The following is a 19,778-nucleotide window of genomic DNA, read 5'->3' on the forward strand; positions in this document are numbered from 1 at the left end:
TTCGTGATCCGGCCTCCGTGTTCGTGCTCATCCACTTTACTTTCATGTTCTTTTGTGTCCATACTTTATGTCGGAGGGTTCCCATCATGTCTTATAGAAAACTCAGCGAGCAGGTACATAAACTCAGCAATGCACAACGCAGTGACACCTTTGTAAAGATGTTCCGCGACGCAGTGCGCGACGGCAAATTCGAGGCCGCGTACATGCCCGAGCGCTTCACCCTGCCCAAGCAGTTCAGCCGCCGCGGCGACAGCGACACCTACCAGCGCGACGCCAAGGAAATGCTGTTCCAGGCGACGCCCGCTTTCGAGAAGTGGTTCGAGCAGACCAACCGTGAGCTGGCCTCGGCCCGCAAGGGCGGCAGCATCAAGCCCAGCCTGGAGAACATCGAGGCCGGACTGGTGGACTTCAAGACGATGGCCGCCGAAACCCGCAAGAAGATGCAGGCCAGCTACGAGAAGGGCCGCGCGCTGGGCAAGGGCCGCGCCAAGACCAAGCGCAAGTAGGGAAACGCCGGTCAACGCCGAACTCTGTACTTCTCAGGCGGAACGTTCCCTCGCGGGGCGCTTCGCCTGTTCTCTTTCCGGGGGCGGGCGGGTATCGTTGCGGGAATGACTGTGGCTCAGGATGCTTCCCTCCCTTCCCCCTCCCCCCGCCGGGGCCTGCTGATGGTGATTACCGGGGCGTCCGGCGTCGGCAAGGGCACCTTGCGCGAGCGCTGGCTCGCGGGCCAGGACGTGTTCTACTCGACCTCCTGGACGACCCGTGAGGCCCGCCCCGGCGAGCGCGACGGCGTGGACTACATCTTCGTGACCCCGGAGGCCTTCGAGGCCAAGGCGGGGCAGGGAGGCTTCCTGGAGCACGCCGCCTTCGTCGGCAACCGCTACGGCACGCCCATCGAACCCATCGAGGCGGCGCTGGAGCGCGGTCAGGACGTGATCCTGGAGATCGAGGTCGAGGGCGCCATGCAGGTCAAGGCGCGCATGGGCGACGAGGCCATCCTGGTGTTCATCATGCCGCCCAGCCTCTCGGAGCTTCGCCGCCGTCTGGAGGGCCGCGCCACCGAGACCCCGGAGCGCATCGAGGGGCGCCTGGCGCGCGCCCGCGAGGAAATCCGCGAGGCGCACGAATTCCGCTATGTGGTCGTGAACGACGATCTGGAGCGTGCGGTTGCCGAGATGCACGCCATCCAGACCGCCGAGCGCGCCCGCCAGCTCCCCGAGAGCGAGTGGCAGGAGCGCGACCGCGAGGCCCGCGTGCAGGCCGACCACCTCCGCAGCTACACCCTGACCGACACCGACCTGCAGCGCATCGTGGAGTCATAGACCGTGGAGTCGTGAAGGAGACCGTATGCCGCTGGAACTGATCCAGGGAGACATCGCCGCGCAGACGACCGACGCCATCGTGACGGCGGCCAACAGGGAACTGATGGGCGGCGGGGGCGTGGACGGCGTGATCCACCGCGCCGCTGGCCCAGAACTGCTGCGCGCCCTCCGGCAGATCGGCGGGACGCCCACCGGCACCGCCGTGATCACCCCTGCCTTCCGGCTGCAGGCGCAGGGCGTCCGCTCCGTGATCCACGCCGTCGGGCCGGTCTGGCGGGGCGGGCACTCGGGCGAGGCGGAGCTGCTGGCCGGCGCCTACCGCCACAGCCTGGAACTGGCCGCGCAGGCGGAGTGTGGGAGCGTCGCCTTTCCCTCGATCAGCACGGGTGTCTACGGCTATCCGCTGGAGAAGGCGGCGCCGGTCGCCCTGCAGACCATCCTGGCATTCCTGGTCGACCACCCGCCGCTGAGTGTCCGGCTCGTGCTGTATGACGTGGGCACGCTGAACGTGTTCCGGCAGGCACTGGCACGCCTCGGAGCCCATCGGGACGCATAGGTTGACCCAGGCTGCATAGCGCGCTATATTTTCCCAATCACCGCCTGAGAGGGCGGATTTTTTATGCCTGCGGAGCACCGGGATACTCCTCCGGTCTATGCACCCCGCGACCGGATACCTGCTGAGAAAAGCCTGTGCTGGACGCCGTTTTCCGGTTGGTCTGCATGGAGTTGACTTCACCTGCATGGCACGCTATCTTTTCCCTATCACCGCCGAAGAGGGCGGGTTTTTTGTTTTATGTGCTGCGGGCCGCCGCCTGTACTGCGTTAAGGCGTCCTGAGCCGCCCGCCATCCAGCCCCGCGCGGGCACGCGCAAGCTGTGGGCATGAGTGACGACCCGAAGACCGGCTACGACCCCGCCGACCAGTCCCCCGCCGAGGGCCAGAGCCACCCCATCCCCGACGCGGCCCGCGGCCAGAGCACCGGCGTCGATCCGGCGGCCAAGGACGAACCCGCCGAGGGCGGCCGGGACGAGGTCGAGGACACCCCCACGTCAGGCCGTGAAGGCTGAACCCCTGCTGGGGGCGGCTGCGCCGCTCGCAGAGGCAGGAGGCCCGGCTCTGAACGTGGCGCGGCCCGATGCCGAGCGGGCCGAACTGCTCGCATGGGTCAAGGACACCCTGCGCGCCGAGTACGGCGAGCGGCCCCTGAGCCCGCGCCGCGACCCGCTGCACGAACTCATCAGCACCATCCTCTCGCAGCGCACCAACTGGCGCGACGAGGACGCCGCCTACCAGGAACTGCGCGGGCTGGGCGACTGGGACGCGATCATCGCCGCGCCCACCGAGGCCGTGGCCCACGCCATCCGCCGCAGCAACTACCCCGAGAGCAAGGCCCCGCGTATCCAGGAGACCCTGCGCCTGATCCGCGACGCGCCCGGCGGCTACAACCTCGATTTCCTGCAGGAACTGCCCATCAAGGACGCCCTGAAATGGCTGACCGACCTGCCCGGCGTCGGGGTGAAGACGGCCAGTCTGGTGCTGCTGTTCAACTACGCCCGACCGGTGTTCCCGGTCGATACCCACGTCCACCGCATCACCACCCGCCTAGGCGCGATCCCGAAGATGGGCGAGCAGGCGGCCCACCGGGCGCTGCTGAAGGTGCTGCCGCCCGACCCGCCCTTTCTGTACGAGATCCACGTGAACCTGCTGCGGCACGGACAGCAGGTGTGCTCATGGACGGCGCCCAGATGCGGCGTCTGCGTGCTCCGGGAGCGCTGTGACGCCTTCAGGGTCCACGACGGCAAGGTGCCCAGCTGGAAAGCCTGAGCCCGGCTGACTCGGGACACCGGCGAAAGGGCAAGATGGGGTATGCCGCCCATCTTCCTGATCCTGGGGACACCCGCCGCCGGGAAGAGCACGGTCGCCCGCGCGCTGATGGAGCGCTTCGGGCGCGGCCTGCACCTGCCGGTGGACGACCTGCGCCACATGGTCGTCTCGGGGCTGGCCGAGCCGGGCTTCGAATGGACGGACGAACTGAAGCTGCAGCTCCGGCTGGCCCGCGGGGCGGCGGCGCGCACGGCCCTGGCCTACGCGGGAGCGGGCTTCGCGGTCGCCATCGACGACTTCTGGCAGGGCGAGACCCCCGACGCGGACTATGGGCCGCTGCAGGGGCACGGCGTCCACCGCGTCCTGCTGCAGCCCTCGCTGGAGGCGACCCTGGCGCGGCTGGCCGCCCGCCGCCCGGACGAGGCCAGCTTCAAGGGTGTGCTGGCGCAGGCCACCCTTCTGATCCGCGCCGACATGGACAGGCACCCGAAGACCGGCTGGCAGGTGGTGGATTCCAGCGACCTGAGCGTGGGGGAGACGGTCGACCGGATTCTGGAGCAGGCACAGGTCGTGCCGACCGGGTGACCTCAGGGTGAGGTGAGCAGGCGCCGGGCCAGGTGCGCGAGAGTCAAGGTGCCAGGGCTCTCGACCGACCAGTCGAAGGTCGTCGGATGCTGGCAATACAGCGCCAGCACGAACGATCGACCCTGCGGATCGGTCACGATCCCCACGTCGGCCCGCAGATCCTCGTTGCTGCCGGTCTTGCCGCTGTATATCCAGTCCGGCTGCAGGAAGCGGGGAATCATCGAGCGGTCGTGCTGCGCGCCAAGCATCCCCAGGATCACGCTCGACGACGCGGAGGAGCACAGCTCGTGCAGCACGATGCCCCGCAGGAGCCGCGCCATCTCGGCCGGGGTCGTCACGCCCACGGCCAGGGGAGGGCGGCCCCCGGCGCCGGGCGCGGCGTGCTGGGGCAGAAGCCGCGTCTGCTCGAAGCCGAGTCCGGCCAGTCGGCGGTTCACCCCGTCCAGGCCCAGCGTGTCCAGCAGGAGGTCAGTCGCCGTGTTATCGGACAGCGCCGTCATGAGGTGGCAGAGGTCACGAAGGGGGAAGGTCAGGCCCACGGAGAGGTCTCTCAGCACGCCGCTGCCCCAGCTTTTATGCCGGTCTTCCAGCGTGAAGGGCTGGGCCCAGCTCAGCGCCCCTTCCTCCACCAGCAGCGCGATATGCAGCAGAAGGGGCAGTTTGTACGTACTGGCGGTGGGCACCACTTCATCAGCCCGCTGCGCCCTGATCATTCCGGTGCCCAGCTCGTGCACGCAGAAGGCCACCCGGCCCCCAGGCCCCGGTACCTGCCCAGACTCAGGTAAGGTCACCCCGACCCCACGGCCCTCAGCCCCGTTCGCGTTCGCGCAGGATCAGCTGGATCAGGCCGAGCAGCACCAGTTCGTCGTCCTCAGGCTGGCTGGGGCGCAGTTCCTCGATGGTGAAGCGGCGGGCCAGGAAGCTGCGCTTCTTGTGAACCCGGTAGGTGGGCAGGCCGTCGGCGCCGCTCACGGTGTAGGTGGGATTCACGAGGTAATCGAAGCCCATGGCGATCAGGTCGCCGATGAAGGGCACCGCGCCGATCACGCCCTCGATCACGCCCAGCCAGGGATGGTCGTCGCGGATGGTGAAGCGCGGCTGACCGTCCGGCCCCAGCAGGTCGTAGGCGGCGCCCCAGAGGGTTCGCAGTCCCTGGGCCTGCAGGGCGCCCACCGGGCTGCCGCCCGTTCGGCTGATCAGGCGTTTGGCCCGCCAGTCGAGCGCGCCGGCCATGAAGCCCTGGGCCTTCATGCCGTGGGTCTGGCGCGTGCGGGTCTCGTCGCTGAAGACCCGCACCTCGTCGCGTACGCTGAAGGTCTTTTCCTTGACCACGGCGATCAGGCCCCCGCCCGCATCGTGCACGCGCAGTTCGGTGAACAGACTGAACTTGAAGGTCACGGTCAGCGGAAAAGTGAGGTTCACCCTCCGGGGTACGGGGTCAGGGGCGGGGCGGTTCCCAGACGTCCAGGCGCGCGCCGGGCTGGATGCCGGCCGCCTGGGCCCAGAGATGCGCCGGCTGGGCCTTGCGGGCCTCGGGCTGCACGCTGCGGATCAGCACCGCGCCCTGGCCGCAGGCGACGCTCAGGCCGGCCTCCGAGACGTCCAGCACCTCGCCGGGCTGGCCCCGGCCTTCCGTCACGCCCAGGCCCTCCAGCTTCAGGCGGGCGCCCTGCAGGAAGGCGGTCGTCTGCGGCCACGCGGCCACGCCCCGGTATCTGTTCACCACCCCGGCGGCGGTGTCCGTCCAGCGCACGAAGCCGTCCTCCTTGATCAGCATCGGGGCGTGGGTGGCCCGGGCGTCGTCCTGCGCCCTGGGGACGAGGGTGCCGATGCGGAACAGCGCCTCCACGATCAGCCGGGCGGCCTGGGTGCTCAGGGCGGCCGAGAGTTCCAGGCTCGTCCAGGCGGGCTCGATGGGCATCTCCTCCTGCAGCAGGATCGGGCCGGTGTCCATGCCCACGTCGGTCTGCATGATAGTCGTGCCGGTGACCGTCTCGCCCCGGATCAGCGCCCACTGGATCGGCGCGGCGCCCCGGTAGGCGGGCAGCAGGCTGGTGTGCGTGTTCAGGAAGCCGGAACTTGGCACGGCCAGCAGGGAGCCGGGCAGGATCTTGCCGTAGGCGCAGGTGACCGCCACGTCCGCGCCCGAGTCCCGCAGCGTGGCCTCGAAGTCTGTGTTGCGGCGGAGCTTCTGCGGCTGCGCCAGCGGCAGGCCCAGCTCGGCGGCTCGGGCGGCCACGGGCGGCGGGGTCAGCCGCAGGCCCCGGCCCACCGGCTTGTCGGGCTGCGCGACCACCAGTACGACCTCGAACTGCTCGCGGATGGCCTCCAGCACCGGCAGCGAGAAGGCCGGCGAGCCGAAGAAGGCCACGCGGGGGGAGGCGGGCCCCGCCGTGGACGGCGCCGGCTGCCCTTGCACCGCCGCGCGCCCGCCGGCCGGGTTCGTCACAGGTTCTGCTCCAGATGCCGCGCCTGTTCCCATTTCGCCAGGTCGCTGAGCAGGGCCTTGGACTTGTGCTGGATGGCGAGCAGCTCCTTGCGGTAGTCCTCGGTGACCTCGGCCGGCAGGCGATCCAGGAAGAGCACGCCGTCGAGGTGATCGGTCTCGTGCTGGAAGACGCGGGCCAGATAGTCGTCGGCCTCCAGCACCTGCCCCTGGCCGTCCAGATCGGTGTAGCTGACCTGCACGGCGCGCGAGCGGGCCACCCCCTCCTCGTAGATGCCGGGAATGCTCAGGCAGCCTTCCTGGTACGAGCGGTCTTTCTTCTTGTCGATGACCTTCAGTACCGGGTTGATCATCACGAAGTCGCGCAGCACGCGCGAGCGCAGGGGCCTGTCCTGGCCCTCGTGCTCCTCCTCGTCGTCCTCGTATTCCACGGCCACGAACATGCGGACGGGCAGGCCCACCTGGGGAGCGGCCAGCCCCACGCCACGCGCCTCGAACATGGTCTCCAGCATGGTGTTCGCCACCTCGCGCACGCTCTGGGGGCCGAAGCCGGGAACGCTCAGGATCTCGCCGGGGCGCAGCGCCTTGGCCTTGCGGCGCAGGATGGGATCGCCGTACAGGCGCAGCGGATACACGCGGGGAGAGGCAGGGTCGCTCACAATGCCTCCTGTTTTACCAAACCCGGCCGGGGGGCCACCGTCGGCCCACACAGTCTGTCTTCTGTGCCATCTGCCGGGCCGTCTGCCGGGCTGACCACCGGAACGCCTGACGGGGTGGCCGGCGTGGTCAGGGCCGGACGCCGCCCACCACCCCACCCCCCGCTCCGGGCAGGCCTTCGGCAAGCTCTCATATTGTCGGCACTGCCCCCGCTTAGGGTCAGGGGAAACAGCGTCCCCGGAGGTTCCCCCATGTCCAAGCATCTGACGTTCCCGTCCGCCCGAACAGCCCTGCTCAGCCTCGCCCTGCTTTCCGCACCGCTGGCGGCAGCCCAGGACGCGGCGCCGGCCCAACCGGCTGCACAGCCTGCCGCCCAGCCGGCCACACCAGCCCCCACCGGCACCCCCGCCTCGCTGGCGGCGCAGGCCCGCTCCCTGGCCGAACAGGCCCGCGCGACCTATCCCAAGGGCAGCGCGAACATCGACCAGACGCTCTGGAAGCAGGCCGCCGCCGCCGCCGAGGCCGCCGTGGGTGCCCAGCCCCAGAACGCCGAGTACCTGCGGCTGCGCGCCCAGATCTACACCGAGGTCGGCTTCTGGCGCCAGGCCGAGCGCTCCTGGAACGCCCTGTTCAAGGTGCAGGCCCCCACGCCCGGCAGCGATGACACGAAGGCCGCCGCGAACGCGCAGTACAACCTGGGCTACGCCGCCTACACCCTGAACCAGCCCAGCCAAGCCGAGGCCGCCTTCAAGACCTGCCTGGAACTCGATCCGCAGAACCTGCTCTGCCTGACCTGGGCCGCACGCACGGCGCTGGAAGCTGGCAACTACGCCCAGGCGAGCGCGCTGTACGACCGCGCCCTGGCCCAGAAGGCGGGCGACAAGACCCTGGTCTACTTCCGTGGGCTGGCCCAGAGCGCGTCCCGCTACGGGCCGGCGGCCACCCGCGCGTTCAGCCGCGCCTACGGCGACCGCGACGCGGGCCGCAAGCCCAAGGCCCTGGCCGGGTTCCAGGAGGCCGCCCGCAGCGCCCCGAACTTCACCGAGGCGTGGCGTGAGGGTGGCCGTCTGGCGCTGGAACTGAACGACGCCCCCGCCGCGCTGGCCGCCTTCCAGGGGGCCGTGGCCCTGCCCGGAGCCAGCGCCGCCGACCGGTTCAACCTGACCCTGGCGCAGGAGGGCGTGCAGTACGGCCTGGGGGCAGTGCGCGCCTACCGCGCGGCCTACGCCAAATACACTGCCGGCGACAAGCCGGGCGCCGAGGCGGGCTTCCTCGACGCCGCCACCCAGAACCCGAACTACGCCAAAGCCTGGGCGTGGCTGGGCCGCGTGCGCTACGAGGCCAAAAACTTCACCGGGGCGGCCGAGGCCTACGGCCGGGCGGTGGCCCTCGACCCGAACGACAAGGGCAGCGCCTACTACCTGCGCCTGGCCGGCCTGGGCAAATAGACCCCCGCGCCGCCTCCCGAACTCCCGTCCGTGTGGCGGGAGTTTTCCACATGCGGCCGGCGAAGGGGCTGTGGAAAACTCCCGCTGCCTGTGGATAACTTCAAGCGGATGCTGGACGGAGCGTCCGGAGAAGCCGTCTGCACTCCCTCTGGGACGAACATTCCTCCCCGGTGAACGCTCCCTGCCGGATGCCCGCCGGTGGGGGGAAGTTATCCACAGGGCAGTGTGGATAACCGGTCTGCAGGCCGCGCCGGTCGTGGCTGAATCCACCCCAGCCTTCAGTTTCAGGGCAGGTGGCCGCTCGCCCCGCCTCTTCACCGTTCCATCACCCTGGGCACCTGGGCTTGGATCGGCTCCGCCAACCCCCCATAACGGGGGAGATGAAAAGTGCGTTGCCCCGGCCCCACCCGACGCTGCTGCCCCGGGGCACGGTGATCGTCCTGCTGGCGGGTCTGGCGGCGCTGTGCGGTGTGGCCGGGTACCTCGCGGTCGGCGGTGACCTGTTGCGCGGCGCACTGGCCTATGCCGGGGCGATCCTGACGGCGGCCTCGCTGGAACAGACCGGTGTCGGCCCGCTGCGCCGCTGGGCGCTGGCCCTGCCGGTCGGCGGCGCGCTGTACGTGCTGATGCTGTCGCTGCGCTGAGGGCCGGCTGTCTGATCCAGCTGCCTGGCCCGGCGGTCGGCCAGAGGCGGCGGGGTCAGAGGTCGCAGAGGAGCTGACCCCCGCGCGCTACCCTTCACCCCATGACCCAAGCGCCCTCCCGTCCCCGCATCCTCGTCGCCAACGACGACGGCATCTTTTCTCCCGGCATCAAGGCGCTGGGCCTGGCCATGAGCGACTTCGCCGACGTGACCGTGGTGGCCCCCGACGTGGAACAGTCGGCCGTCGGGCACGGCATCACCATCCGCCGGCCGCTGCGCTTCCGGCACACCGCCAGCGCGGGCTTCGGCGAGGTGCCCGCCTACCGCGTGGACGGCACGCCCGCCGACTGCGTGGTGCTGGGCGTGCATCTGCTGGGGGCGCCCGATCTGGTGGTCAGCGGCATCAACCTCGGCCCCAACCTGGGCGACGACCTGACGCACTCGGGCACGGTGGCCGCCGCCATCGAGGCGCTGGCGCTGGGTGTGCCCTCTATCGCCTTCAGCCAGCGGCCCTCGGAGAGCGGCGAGTACGATTTCGCGGCCGGCGCCCAGTACGCCGCTCGGCTGGCCCGCGAGGTGCTGCAGCGCGGCCTGCCCCACCGCACGCTGCTGAACGTCAACTTTCCCCGGGAGACGGCGCGCGGCGTGCGGGTCACCCGGGTCGGCGAACACCGCTGGGAAGATTCCATCGTGACCCGCAAAGACCCCGAGGGCCGCGAATACCACTGGGTCGCCGGGGTCAGCCGCGCCCCCGACGCCCAGGACGAGAGCACCGACTACGGCGCCGTGCAGGCCGGCTTCGTCAGCGTGACGCCGGTGCGGATCGACCTGACGGCCCGCGATCTGCTGGAGGAAGTCGGCGGCTACGTCCCGCAGCTCTGATCCGGAGTCCGTCCATTCCCGGAACCCGTGGGAGGTCGCACCCGCTCCGCTCGGACAATGTCCATTCTGGAACGGATATTTTCGGATTCCGGATGATCCGGCCCGCCGTCCCGGTCAGGGCGCCTGATTCTTCTCGCACTCGGCGTTGATCTCGTCGGCCTGCGCCAGTGCCTGAGCAATAGGCGGCACGTCGTATCGGGCGCGCTCCCGGTCGGTGGTGGCCGGGTCGTAGGGTTCAAGCTGGAACTGGCAGCCCTCGCCCACGCTGACGTACTGCGTGCCGTACTTCTGCGGCTGGCCCAGGCTGCGCTGCCAGCGGTCGTAGGTGGCGGCGTATAGCCAACGCGCCCGCTCGTCGCCACGGGCGATGGCCTGCGCCGAGAGCAGGTTCGCCAGCCGGTAATGCTGTGGGCAGTTGCCGTGCTGGAACAGGAAGGCGGCGCCCACCAGATCGGTCGGGGTGGTCAGGCGGCCCGCCCGCAGCAGCGTCAGGGTCTGGGCGCGCCGGGCCTCGTCCTCGCGCGCCACGGTGCTCCAGTCGATTGCGCTCATGTCCACCTGGCGGGCCGCCTGGTCGGCCGCGAAGAGCTAGGCCATGCGCCGTGACGCCGCCGCGTCTGGCTGGACGCCCACCGTGATCTGTCCCAGCGCGGGGCGGCAGCCGCTGCCCGCGAACTGGAAGGTCGTGGCTGTGCGCTGAGCGCCGCCGGCCAGAGCGGCAGAACACAGCGCCAGCGTGCCCATCATCCATAGCTTCATCTTCTCTCCTCGCTCGCCAGCACGAAGGCCACCGCGCCGGGAAATTCCTCCTGCCAGATGAGCCCGTCGTGGCCGCCCACGCGCCCCACCTGCCGCACCGCGCCGCCGCGTGCCCGGATGCTGGCCGCATAGGTGCGCGAAGCCTCCAGAAAACCGGGCTCCAGCGTGCCGCCCGAGGTGAACACCCGGGCCTGCGGGTGCGGCAGCCCCTGCGCTCCGGGCAGGTTCGACGGACTGAGCGCGATCACGCCCCGGAAGGTGTCCGGATGCCGCGCCGCCATACTGATCGCCCACGCCCCGCCGTTCGAGAAGCCGCCCACCACCCGCCCCTGGGCCGTGCCCCGCACACCGAAGCGTCGCTCGATCTCCGGCAGGACGGTGTCCAGCAGAAAGCGCTCGTGGGCCCTGAAGGCGGCCTCACCGCCGGTGTAGCCATCCAGATATTCCTGCGCGCGGCGATCCTGGGCCGGGTCGTAGGCCTGACCGGTCAGGGCGGAGGGGGCGCTCTCGATGCCGACCAGCACGACCCTGGGCGCTCGCCCACTCTGGATCAGGGGCTCCAGGGTGGTGGCCATGCCGGGCGCGGCGCCGTCGGCCAGGTAGACCACGGGCAACGGCTCGGCGGCGCTCCAGCCGGGCGGCGTGTAGACCGAGAGCTGCCGGGTGCCGATCAGCGGGAGTCCCGACTCCAGTCCAAAGGTCTGTACCCGGCCCAGGAGCTGTCCGGTGGGCACGGCCTTCAGGGCCGGCGGCGCCTGGGCCCCGCGCCAGGTCTGGAGATCCTGCCCGAACTGCCCGTCCCGGAAGACCCCGATGGTCATGGCGAGCTGTTGCACCTCGGCCACCCGCGCCGTCACGCCCCACAGGTCGGTGCCGGGTATGGGCGAGAGGGGCAGCTGCAGCCCGCAGCACACAGATGCCTGCGTGATGCCGGCCGGTGCGCGGTACACCACGGAGACCTGACCCGGCCCCGGCACCACGCGCCACTCGCCCACCTTGAGGGCCGTCACCGGGGGCAGCGGCGCCCGCAGGCGGCAGCCCTGGGCCCCGGAGGGCTGGACATCGCAGTCTCGACTGAAATCACCAGCTCTGGAGAAGTCCGGCACCAGCGGGCGCGGCCCCCCTCCGCCGGCCCAGGCGACCCCGCCCAGCGCCAGCGCCAATAGCCCGGCGCGCGTCACCCCCGACTTCACGGTCGCGGCCTCTCGAATCCCTTCAGGTACTCCTCGATGGGTTCCAGGCCGACGTTCGCCCGGCGCGCGTTCACTCCGGCCGGATCGTCCAGCATTCGCGGCGACGCCTTGCCCTGCACGTCGTCGTACATGACCTGCGTGCCGTAGACCTGGGGCTGTCCCTGTGCCAGCCGCACCCGGTCGGTCAGGTAGGCGAGATTCCGGGCCTCGGCGGGCGTGCTCCGCTGCTGCGCCAGCAGATCGAGCACGCAGGCCTGCAGCGAGGGCCGCAGATCGGCGTGCTGGGCGAGCAGCCAGGCATCGAAGGCCAGCTCAGGGTCGCTGCGGTTGGCGCTGGGCCATCCGCGTTGCCGGAGCACTTCCTTGAGCCAGAGGGTCGATTCCCTGTCCACCTCCGACATGCTCCGCGCGCCGGGTTGCCCCGTCCGGCTCGCCTGATCCTGCTCGACCAGCCGGGCCGCCTCATTCGCCAGAGAACCGATCTGCGCGGCGGTCAGCGGCGTGTTCAGCGCGGCGGGGGTGGTGAACGGCTGGCAGACCGGCCGCACCACCACCGGGCGCCTGAGACCGGGGGGCGCCTTGGGGGGCGGCTGCTGCGCCTGGACGCGGGTCAGCTCCTCGGCCAGAGGGGGCAGGCCCAGCCCGGCGCGGCGGGCATCGACCCCCGCCGCGTCCTCAATGGGCAGTGGCGTGACCCGGCCGCGCCGAACCGAGAAGGCCGTGCCGTAGCGCTGCTTCCCTCCCAGCCCAGTCAGGCCCTGGTCGATCAGGCCAGCCGCCTGCTGGCGCTCGGCCGGAGTGGTGGCGGCGCTCAGGGCGAGCGGCCCGGCGCACCATTTCAGCGTCGGTGTAAGGAGCAGTTGGCCCACGGCAGCGCGGCCGGCCGGATCGGCCGGCCAGCCCCAGGTGCCCAGCAGACGATCCACATAGCCGGTGAGTTCACGTTCCAGCGGCTGCAGCTCACGAACCTCGGCTGGGGTGAGCGGGCGCAGCGCCATCCGCCGATAGATCCCCTGAACCTGCCCAGCATAGCTCTGGGTGGTGGCCCGCACGGCCAGGGTCAGCTCCGGGCTCATGAGCCGGGTCTGGGGGGCGATCAGGCGGGCGCAGGCGGCCGGATCCGGCAACGCCGGACTCTGCGCGAGGGCTGGGGCGGGAAGGCCCAGAAGGGCGAGGATCAACCACGGGCGCATGGGGCTCCTGTCGGGTGGGAGGTGTGGGGAGGGCGTGCCCCATCTTGTCAGGCCGGCCCGCTGTTCGTGTCCCCATGTGCGGCCGTGTCCTAAGGAGCGCTGACCAGCTGAAGCTGCGCGGTGGGCACGGGCGTGAGCTGGAGGTGGCGCAGGTCGGAGGCGTCCAGCGCGAAGACCATCAGCGCCGACTGACCGCGCCGCGCCTGGGCGAGCAGGGTCTTCAGGCTGTCCGTCTGCGTGAACGGTGTGGATCGGCAGTCGCAGGGCAGTTCCAGTCGTCCGGCCCGGACAGCCCGCACGGCCAGCCCGATCTCACCGTTCATGCTGCCGACCAGAGCGTACACGGCCCCGTCCTGGGCGTTCACCTTGAGCTGACTGTATCCGGCATGGGGGCCATCGTCGGGCGACAGACCCAGTCGGGGTGCAGGAGCGGAGGCGGGCGAGTCCAGGCGCATCAGTCTGGTGACCTCCTCGTACACGGCCCACTGGTACAGGTTGGTGGCCCGCACCGGCCGCTGCGTGGTGCCCACCTGCATCTGGGCCGGGCCGATGTGCAGCGTGGGATTCACCACCCCGCTCAGCCGGAGCGGCCCCTTGAAGCTGTAGAGCAGTTGGCTAATGAGATTCTCCGCGTAGACGTAGGGCTCCGTGCGGCTCCCTGGCTTCGCCGCAGTTCCTGGCCCAGTGGGCAGAAAGTGAACTGCCTCGTTGAGGTTCAGCCCCTGCCAGTCCTCGCCTGGCACCTTGAGTTGCACAAAGGCCTCAGTGCCCGGAATCGTCCGGGCCTCGACTTGGGCCATCCGCAGGGCAGCAATCAGGTCGCTCAGGCGCAACAGGCTGTTCAGCCCGGTGTCCGGTTGCCTGACCCGGCAGGCCGCCTCGTACTGCTCGCGCCCGCCGGCCGCCTTGATCCGCTCGCGTATCCTCAGCTGATCCTCGGGAAAAAACCGTGCCAGGGCCGATTCATCGAAGGTGCAGAGCTGTCCCACGGGCACTGGCGCCGCCTGGATCGTCGGCAGTTGCGCCGCTGCCTGAATGCCCAGCAGGCCGGTCATGCCCGCCAGGAGCGTGGCGCGCAGCAGGCTGGGCACCGTATGCACCCGCCCCAGCTCCCGCGCGATCACCGCCGGACTCCCCAGGTCACGCAGCGCCGCCGTGACGGCCTCGCCCTCACTCAATCCCGAGAGCTGGTGGCGGTACACCTTGTCTTCCACGGCGCCGCGCAGTTCGGTCAGGGCGTCGCGTTTCTTCTGACCCCACAGGCCGTGCGTGGCGCGCCGCAGGTAGCGCTCGACCGCGTTCATGCGCCGCCGCCGATCACGCCGCGCACGGCGCCGCTGAAGCGCTCGTAGCGCTGGCGCTGCTCACGCAGTTCGCTGTGGCCGCTGGGGGTCAGGGTGTAGACCTTGACCGGACTGCCGCCGCGGGGCAGCACCTGGAACTCGCCGCTGATCCAGCCGGCCTTCTCCAGCCGGTGCAGGGCGGGGTACAGGGTGCCCTCGCGCAGGCTGAAATAGCCGCCTGTGCTGGCCTGCACGTCCGCGATGATCTGGCCGCCGTAGCGCGGGCCGTGTTCCAGCGTGGCGAGGAGCAGGAGGTCGAGGTGGCCTTTGAGCTGTTGAGCGTCCATACGCGTTCCTTCGCCGTCGCCTGAGTGGAGCGACATCGCTTGTCGAGGTATAGACATCGTAAGCCTATGGGCATCGGAAAGCAAGGGGGGTGGTCTGGGCTGGGGTCAGCGCGCCGGGTGACGCTCCTCCAGGGTCTCGAAGGCCCAGGCCCGCACGCCGTCCGGGAGGGTCAGGGGAGGGATGGGCGTGTCCCAGCGGCTCATGACCAGATACAGGCCCGGCTGATCGGGGCTGGAGAGCAGTTCAGCGCTCAGCAGGCCGGGCTGGGTGCCCAGAGCGTCGAGAAACTCCCGCAGGGTCGCCAGGGCGCTGTCGCCCCGCGCTTCGGCGTAATGCACATGGCTGGCCATAGGTGTCCACAGTGCGCCCGGTGGCCCGCACGAGTCAAAGGGCCGGGGAGGAGTCGCGGCGCTCAGTCGTACAGGCTGAGCGGGTCGCGCGGGCTCCAGCGCAGGTAGGTGCCGAAATGCAGGTGTGGGCCGGTGCTGCGCCCGGTGTTGCCGACCCGGCCGATGCCCTGCCCGCGCACCACCAGTTCGCCCTGTTTCGCCAGATTGACGCTCAGGTGGGCGTAGCGGGTAATCCAGCCGTCCGGATGCTCGACCACGACCGTCCAGCCCCAGCCCCGGTCGTAGTCGGGGCGCGACTCCAGCACGCGGCCCGAGCGCGCGGCGCGCACCAGCGTGCCCGTCGGGGCCACGATGTCGATGCCGTAGTGAACCTCGGTCTCGCCGCCCAGCTCGCGCTCGCCGAAGCCGCTGCTGATGGTCTGGTGGCCCGGCAGCGGCCACAGCCAGCGTCCCCCGGAGGCCGCGCTGCGGGCCGGACTGGAGGTGCTGGCGGCGCGGACGCTCATGCCGCCGCGGGCGGGGGCCGAGCCGCCGGCGTGGGCGGTGCGGGCGGGAATGGTCAGCACGGCGCCGGCCCACACGGGTTTGCCCCCCTGGTAGCGGGGGTTGGCCCTGACGAGCTGGCTCAGGGTCAGGCCGTATTTGCGGGCGATCACGGTCAGGTTCTGGCCCTCGGTGACCCGGTGGGTCGAGGCCGGCAGGCGGCGGTCGGGGATCGCCAGCACCCAGCCGGCCTGCACCTGTGCGCTGCCCCTCAGGCGGGCGTTGACGGCGCGCAGCTCGGCCATGCTCACGCCGGAGCGCGCGGCGATCTCACTCAGCGTGTCGCCCCGCTGCACCCGGTAGGACGATCCGGCCTGCGCGCCGCTCCAGAGCAGGGCGGCGGCCAGCAACGCCGGAAGATGACGGTTCACACGCCAGATCATAGCGGGTCAGCTGGCATTTCCATGAGAAAGCCCGTCCGGCACGGCTGCGCTACGCTGTCGGGGTGAGCGCCGAACCGCCGCAGGATCAGCCGGAGTCCCGGGCACAGTACCAGCCCCCGGCGGGCTTCCGGCGACTGCGGCTGCGCCTGGCCTGGGACGGCGCCCCCTACGCCGGCTGGCAGTCCCAGCCGGCCGCGTCCAGCGTGCAGGACACGCTGCTCTCCGCCTGCGCCCGCCTGGGGGCCGGTTCCTTCCGCGCAGTCGCCGCCGGCCGCACCGACGCCGGAGTCCACGCCGAGGACATGCCCGCGCACGTGGATGTGTCCGAAGATTTCGGGGTGCCGCCGGGCAAGCTCGCCCGCGCCCTGAACGCCTGGCTGCCGCCCAGCGTGGCCGTCCTGGCCGCCGCCGAGGCGCCCCCCGGCTTCCATGCCCGCTTCTCCTGCACCGAACGCCGCTACGTGTACCGCCTGCTGGCCTCGCCGCAGCGGCATCCGCTGTGGGCGGGCCGCGCCCTGCATGTGCCGCAACCCCTGGACGCTCAGGCCATGAGCGCCGCCGCCGCCCACCTGACCGGCACGCACGACTTCGCCGCCTTCGCCACCCAGGAGGAGCGCCAGACGGTGCGGGAACTGCGAGCGCTGGAGATCGTGCCCGGCCCGCACATCTGGGAGATCCACGTACACGGCGAGAGTTTCCTGCGCCACATGGTGCGCGGGCTGGTGGGCACGCTGCTGCTGGTCGGGCAGGGGAGACTGGCACCCGGCGAGGTGGCCGAGATCCTGGCCAGCCGCAGCCGGGCCCAGGCGGGCGCGAACGTGCCCGCACACGGGCTGTACTTCGCGGGGGCGAGCTATGGCGGGCCGGCCAGCACCACAGAGCGTTCCTCACGGTAGGGGAGGCCGCGACTCGTGGCCCCGGCATCCCAGTCCTCTGATCGCGCGACCTCACCCATGAATTCGCAGCGAAGCTGCCAGTCCTCCCAGGTTGGGGCCCAGGCCCGCACCGATGCCCGCCACTCCCCCAGGATGTCCCAGCCGATCCTGCCCAGGCGCTGGGGCACCTGGGGTACGTCCAACGTCGGCCCGACGTACAGGAAGTGCGCTCCAGGCGCGGCAACGGCTGGCAGGTGGTCGATCACTCCCGTCGGCCCTCGCCGCGAGACGATCAGGTCGAAGGGGCCACGCAGGGCCAGGGGCACCTCGCTCTTGCCGTCCCACTCCGCAAATTCGGCGTGCGGAGCATTCTGGCGCGCCAGTGCCAACAGTTCGGGCGAGCGGTCGTAGGCGGCCCAGCGCGCACACCGGCTCCCGAAGCGCGCCGCGTCCGGGCCATGCCCGCAGCCAGCCTCCAGTACACGTGACGTTGGGCTCAGGTGCTCCATGAGCAGGGCGTCGAAGCTCAGTTCCGGGTCGGGGCCGTCCAGCACGCGCCTCCAGGGGTGACGATAGCCGCCCAGCTCGCGGGCCAGGTGGGCGTACCACTCGCGGGAGTGGGGGGTCTCGGTCATGCCCGGCCCACGGCCAGCACATGCGCGCTGATGCTCAGCAGGGTCTCGTCCAGCTCGGTCAGGCGCAGGGCGGCCAGCAGGCCATCCCGCGCCACCGAGTCGGCCATCACCGCCTCGGGGTCGCGCAGCAGGTTCGCTGAACCTTCCAGGGCGTACAGAACGACCCTGGCGAAGCCCGCGGCCTCCAGTTCGGCGCGCAGTTCGGCCGGGTCGTGGAAATACGCGGTGGTGAAGTAGCCGGGCCGGGCCTGCGGGTTGTGGTATCGACCGCTCTGGTAGGCTTCCTCACGGATGGGGCGGCCGTAGTCCTCGTCGTTCAGGCCGCGCGTAAAGTCACCGCAGATGGCCGCCGCCCGGGGAATGGCGGCGGCGCAGACGAGGCCGCCGGGCCGCAGGACGCGCCGCGCCTCAGCCAGCGCGGTGGCCCGGTCGGCGGCCTCTGGAAGGTGATAGAGCGGCCCCAGCAGCAATGCGGCGTCGGCGCCCGCGTCCGGGTAGGGCAGCGCGCGGGCGTCGCCCAGAGTCAGCGAGGCGAGGGACGCTAGGGTTTCGTCCCTCCGCGCCCGCTCCACATGACCGGGCATGGCGTCCAGCAGATGAACCCTGTAACCGCGTCCCAGCAGCTCGCGCGCATAGATCCCTGCCCCGCCGCCGATATCCAGCAGCGTCCCGTCCGGCGGCAGCACCCGCGTCAATACGTCCAGCGTGCGGACGAACTCGACCTGGCCCAGGCCGCGGGTCAGTCGGTCGTGTTCCCGATCCTTCTCGTAATAACGGGCAATTTCACGCATGGGTCAGGGTAGCGGCGGCCATCCGCGCTCAGCATCGGCCAATCGGCCCATCCCTACGCCAGCAAGTCCCGCGCGATGATCAGTTTCTGAATCTCGGAGGTGCCCTCGTAGATCCGCAGCAGGCGCTGGTCGCGGTAGTAGCGCTCCACGGGCGAGTCCTTCATGTAGCCCATGCCGCCGTGCACCTGCACGGCCTTGTCGGCCACCTGCGAGAGCATCTCGGTGGCGTGGTACTTGGCCACGCTCGCCATGCGGCGCACGTCCTGGCCCCCGTCGACCATCCAGGCGACCTTCTGCCACAGCACGCGGCTGGTCTGGATCGCGATCTCCATCTCGGCCAGCATGAACTGCACCGCCTGGAACTCGGCGATGGGCTGCCCGAACTGCTCGCGCGCCTTGGCGTGGGCCACGCTCAGTTCCAGCAGCCGCTGCATGGCCCCGGTGCTGCGGGCCGCGATGCCCACCCGGCCGTTGGTCAGGATGCCCAGCGCCTCGCGGTAGCCCAGGTGCTCCGGGCCCAGCAGGTTGGCGGCCGGAACCTCGGCGCCGTCGAAGATCACCTCGGCGCTGAGCGACCCCTTCTGGCCCATCTTCTCGTCGATCTTGCCGATGCTGACTCCGGGCGTGCTCTGCGGCTCGACCAGAAAGGCGCTCATGCCCTTCGTCCCTCTGCTGGCGTCGGTGACGGCGATCACCGTGAGCAGCCCCGCGATCGGCGCGTTCGAGATGTAGTGCTTGGTGCCGGTCAGCACGTACACGTCGCCCCTCTTCTCGGCCCGCGTGCGGATGTTCGCGGCGTCCGAGCCGCTGGAGGGCTCGGTGATGGCGAAGCCCGCCACGCACTCGCCGCTCGCCATGCGCGGCAGGAAGCGGCGTTTCTGCTCCTCGGTGCCCAGCCTCACCAGGCCCGACGTGCCGATGCTGGCGTGGGCCGAGATCACGCCGCCGAAGCCCATGTGGCCCATGCCCAGCGCCTCGTAGGCGGCGCAGCGGCCCAGGGTGCTCAGGCCCACGCCGCCGTACTCCTCGGGGATGCTCAGGCCGAAGAGGCCCAGCCCGGCGGCCTCGCTGAGCAGTTCGGGCGGCACCCGGTTGGTCTCCTCGATCTCGTGGGCGCGGGCCTCCACGCGGCTGAGCATGAAGTCACGGATGGTGGCCTGCACCTCGCGCAGGTCTTCGGGCAGCTGGAAATCCATGTGTGCACAGCCTACGCCGCTCGGGGCCGCGGCGCGGGTGAATGTCGTCATAGGGGGCCGGCGGGGGAGGCATGGTGGCTGGCTGCCCACGGTGCTGCCCACTTCGCTGAGGGCAGCTTCATGTCCGGCGGATTGACACCCTGCCCGCCCGCGTCTAGGATGTGTGGGCCTGAGAAGGCGCGTGGTGGGTTTAGCTCAGTTGGTTAGAGCGCCGCTCTGTGGAAGCGGAGGCCGGGGGTTCAAGTCCCCTAATCCACCCCATCCCCCCGGTTCTGGCGCACCTGCCGGGCCGGGGTTTTCTTTGACTGTGCGGGGATGGCGGAACTGGTAGACGCACCAGACTTAGGATCTGGTTCCCGTAGGGAGTGAGGGTTCAAGTCCCTTTCCTCGCACCACACAGGCGCTCGGCCCCGCTCCGG

General features: G+C 70.6%; 25 protein-coding genes and 2 tRNA genes. 12 read left to right on the forward strand and 15 right to left on the reverse strand.

The annotated features are described in order from the left end of the window. Positions 1–86 precede the first annotated feature (86 nt). From CVO96_RS10480 to CVO96_RS10505, 6 genes are all read left to right on the forward strand, one after another. Entirely contained in the window at positions 87–506 is a 420-nt protein-coding gene (locus CVO96_RS10480) for a hypothetical protein (RefSeq protein WP_103312187.1), read from the forward strand. A gap of 105 nt (positions 507–611) precedes the next feature. Beyond that, positions 612–1,325, forward strand: a complete 714-nt coding sequence (gmk, locus tag CVO96_RS10485; RefSeq protein ID WP_103312188.1) for a guanylate kinase — start codon at positions 612–614, stop codon at positions 1,323–1,325. A gap of 25 nt (positions 1,326–1,350) precedes the next feature. Further along, positions 1,351–1,881: a macro domain-containing protein gene (locus CVO96_RS10490; protein ID WP_103312189.1), complete on the forward strand. Its 531-nt coding sequence runs from the start codon at positions 1,351–1,353 to the stop codon at positions 1,879–1,881. 325 nt (positions 1,882–2,206) lie between these two features. Beyond that, the gene (locus CVO96_RS10495; protein WP_103312190.1) at positions 2,207–2,392 is read left to right on the forward strand and encodes a hypothetical protein; all 186 of its coding nucleotides are present in this window, start codon (positions 2,207–2,209) and stop codon (positions 2,390–2,392) included. A gap of 55 nt (positions 2,393–2,447) precedes the next feature. Next, the gene (locus tag CVO96_RS10500; RefSeq protein WP_243398284.1) at positions 2,448–3,149 is read left to right on the forward strand and encodes a monofunctional DNA glycosylase; all 702 of its coding nucleotides are present in this window, start codon (positions 2,448–2,450) and stop codon (positions 3,147–3,149) included. A gap of 42 nt (positions 3,150–3,191) precedes the next feature. Continuing rightward, on the forward strand, positions 3,192–3,734 hold the full coding sequence (locus tag CVO96_RS10505; RefSeq protein ID WP_103312191.1) for a phosphotransferase-like protein: 543 nt from the start codon (positions 3,192–3,194) through the stop codon (positions 3,732–3,734). A 2-nt stretch (positions 3,735–3,736) separates the two neighbouring features. On the opposite strand, the gene CVO96_RS10510 is transcribed toward CVO96_RS10505, so the two are convergent. From CVO96_RS10510 to def, 4 genes are all read right to left on the reverse strand, one after another. Further along, positions 3,737–4,525, reverse strand: coding sequence for a serine hydrolase (locus CVO96_RS10510; protein ID WP_133161788.1), 789 nt, complete (start codon positions 4,523–4,525; stop codon positions 3,737–3,739). 16 nt (positions 4,526–4,541) lie between these two features. Beyond that, entirely contained in the window at positions 4,542–5,156 is a 615-nt protein-coding gene (locus CVO96_RS10515; protein ID WP_103312193.1) for a hypothetical protein, read from the reverse strand. Positions 5,157–5,172: 16 nt separating this feature from the next. Then, positions 5,173–6,105: a methionyl-tRNA formyltransferase gene (gene fmt, locus CVO96_RS10520; RefSeq protein ID WP_279327016.1), complete on the reverse strand. Its 933-nt coding sequence runs from the start codon at positions 6,103–6,105 to the stop codon at positions 5,173–5,175. Positions 6,106–6,179: 74 nt separating this feature from the next. Further along, complete coding sequence (gene def / locus CVO96_RS10525) at positions 6,180–6,839, reverse strand: peptide deformylase (RefSeq protein ID WP_243398286.1); 660 nt, start codon at positions 6,837–6,839, stop codon at positions 6,180–6,182. Between the two features lie 249 nt (positions 6,840–7,088). Between def and CVO96_RS10530 the strand changes: the two genes are divergently transcribed. From CVO96_RS10530 to surE, 3 genes are all read left to right on the forward strand, one after another. Further along, positions 7,089–8,285 (forward strand): tetratricopeptide repeat protein, encoded by a 1,197-nt coding sequence (locus CVO96_RS10530; RefSeq protein ID WP_103312195.1) that lies wholly within the window; start codon positions 7,089–7,091, stop codon positions 8,283–8,285. Between the two features lie 380 nt (positions 8,286–8,665). Next, on the forward strand, positions 8,666–8,929 hold the full coding sequence (locus CVO96_RS10535) for a hypothetical protein (protein WP_133161789.1): 264 nt from the start codon (positions 8,666–8,668) through the stop codon (positions 8,927–8,929). A gap of 101 nt (positions 8,930–9,030) precedes the next feature. Then, on the forward strand, positions 9,031–9,810 hold the full coding sequence (surE, locus tag CVO96_RS10540; RefSeq protein WP_103312197.1) for a 5'/3'-nucleotidase SurE: 780 nt from the start codon (positions 9,031–9,033) through the stop codon (positions 9,808–9,810). Positions 9,811–9,924: 114 nt separating this feature from the next. On the opposite strand, the gene CVO96_RS10545 is transcribed toward surE, so the two are convergent. The 8 genes from CVO96_RS10545 to CVO96_RS10575 all read right to left on the reverse strand — a co-directional run bounded on the left by CVO96_RS10545 (position 9,925) and on the right by CVO96_RS10575 (position 15,850). After that, a complete protein-coding gene (locus CVO96_RS10545) occupies positions 9,925–10,362 on the reverse strand; it encodes a hypothetical protein (RefSeq protein WP_103312198.1) in 438 nt (145 codons plus the stop codon). A 36-nt stretch (positions 10,363–10,398) separates the two neighbouring features. Next, the gene (locus CVO96_RS21090; protein ID WP_165795273.1) at positions 10,399–10,569 is read right to left on the reverse strand and encodes a hypothetical protein; all 171 of its coding nucleotides are present in this window, start codon (positions 10,567–10,569) and stop codon (positions 10,399–10,401) included. Next, positions 10,566–11,762, reverse strand: coding sequence for an alpha/beta hydrolase (locus CVO96_RS10550; protein WP_103312199.1), 1,197 nt, complete (start codon positions 11,760–11,762; stop codon positions 10,566–10,568). Before CVO96_RS10550 ends, CVO96_RS21090 begins: the two co-directional genes overlap by 4 nt. Next, positions 11,759–12,955, reverse strand: a complete 1,197-nt coding sequence (locus CVO96_RS10555) for a DUF6624 domain-containing protein (RefSeq protein WP_103312200.1) — start codon at positions 12,953–12,955, stop codon at positions 11,759–11,761. The genes CVO96_RS10550 and CVO96_RS10555 overlap by 4 nt, the downstream gene beginning before the upstream one ends. A gap of 89 nt (positions 12,956–13,044) precedes the next feature. Beyond that, entirely contained in the window at positions 13,045–14,259 is a 1,215-nt protein-coding gene (locus CVO96_RS10560) for a permease prefix domain 1-containing protein (protein WP_103312201.1), read from the reverse strand. Beyond that, on the reverse strand, positions 14,256–14,585 hold the full coding sequence (locus tag CVO96_RS10565; RefSeq protein WP_103312202.1) for a PadR family transcriptional regulator: 330 nt from the start codon (positions 14,583–14,585) through the stop codon (positions 14,256–14,258). The genes CVO96_RS10560 and CVO96_RS10565 overlap by 4 nt, the downstream gene beginning before the upstream one ends. A 105-nt stretch (positions 14,586–14,690) precedes the next feature. Continuing rightward, positions 14,691–14,936 carry an antibiotic biosynthesis monooxygenase family protein gene (locus CVO96_RS10570; RefSeq protein ID WP_103312203.1) on the reverse strand — a complete coding sequence of 82 codons (246 nt, stop codon included), beginning with the start codon at positions 14,934–14,936 and terminating at the stop codon, positions 14,691–14,693. A gap of 62 nt (positions 14,937–14,998) precedes the next feature. After that, entirely contained in the window at positions 14,999–15,850 is an 852-nt protein-coding gene (locus tag CVO96_RS10575; RefSeq protein WP_243398288.1) for a LysM peptidoglycan-binding domain-containing M23 family metallopeptidase, read from the reverse strand. Positions 15,851–15,924: 74 nt separating this feature from the next. On the opposite strand from CVO96_RS10575, the gene truA reads away from it, so the two are divergent. Continuing rightward, a complete protein-coding gene (gene truA, locus CVO96_RS10580; RefSeq protein ID WP_103312205.1) occupies positions 15,925–16,758 on the forward strand; it encodes a tRNA pseudouridine(38-40) synthase TruA in 834 nt (277 codons plus the stop codon). On the opposite strand, the gene CVO96_RS10585 is transcribed toward truA, so the two are convergent. The 3 genes from CVO96_RS10585 to CVO96_RS10595 are packed head-to-tail and all read right to left on the reverse strand — an operon-like array spanning position 16,716 to position 19,359. Beyond that, a complete protein-coding gene (locus tag CVO96_RS10585; RefSeq protein WP_103312206.1) occupies positions 16,716–17,372 on the reverse strand; it encodes a class I SAM-dependent methyltransferase in 657 nt (218 codons plus the stop codon). The genes truA and CVO96_RS10585 overlap by 43 nt on opposite strands. Further along, positions 17,369–18,163, reverse strand: coding sequence for a class I SAM-dependent methyltransferase (locus tag CVO96_RS10590; protein WP_103312207.1), 795 nt, complete (start codon positions 18,161–18,163; stop codon positions 17,369–17,371). The genes CVO96_RS10585 and CVO96_RS10590 overlap by 4 nt, the downstream gene beginning before the upstream one ends. 53 nt (positions 18,164–18,216) lie before the next feature. Continuing rightward, a complete protein-coding gene (locus CVO96_RS10595; protein ID WP_103312208.1) occupies positions 18,217–19,359 on the reverse strand; it encodes an acyl-CoA dehydrogenase family protein in 1,143 nt (380 codons plus the stop codon). A gap of 184 nt (positions 19,360–19,543) precedes the next feature. Here CVO96_RS10595 and CVO96_RS10600 point away from each other — a divergent pair. Together CVO96_RS10600 and CVO96_RS10605 are read left to right on the forward strand one after the other, a co-directional pair. Then, positions 19,544–19,620, forward strand: a tRNA-His gene (locus CVO96_RS10600). Between the two features lie 48 nt (positions 19,621–19,668). Further along, positions 19,669–19,754, forward strand: a tRNA-Leu gene (locus CVO96_RS10605). Positions 19,755–19,778 lie beyond the last annotated feature (24 nt).

Source organism: Deinococcus koreensis, from assembly GCF_002901445.1.
GTDB lineage: Bacteria > Deinococcota > Deinococci > Deinococcales > Deinococcaceae > Deinococcus > Deinococcus koreensis.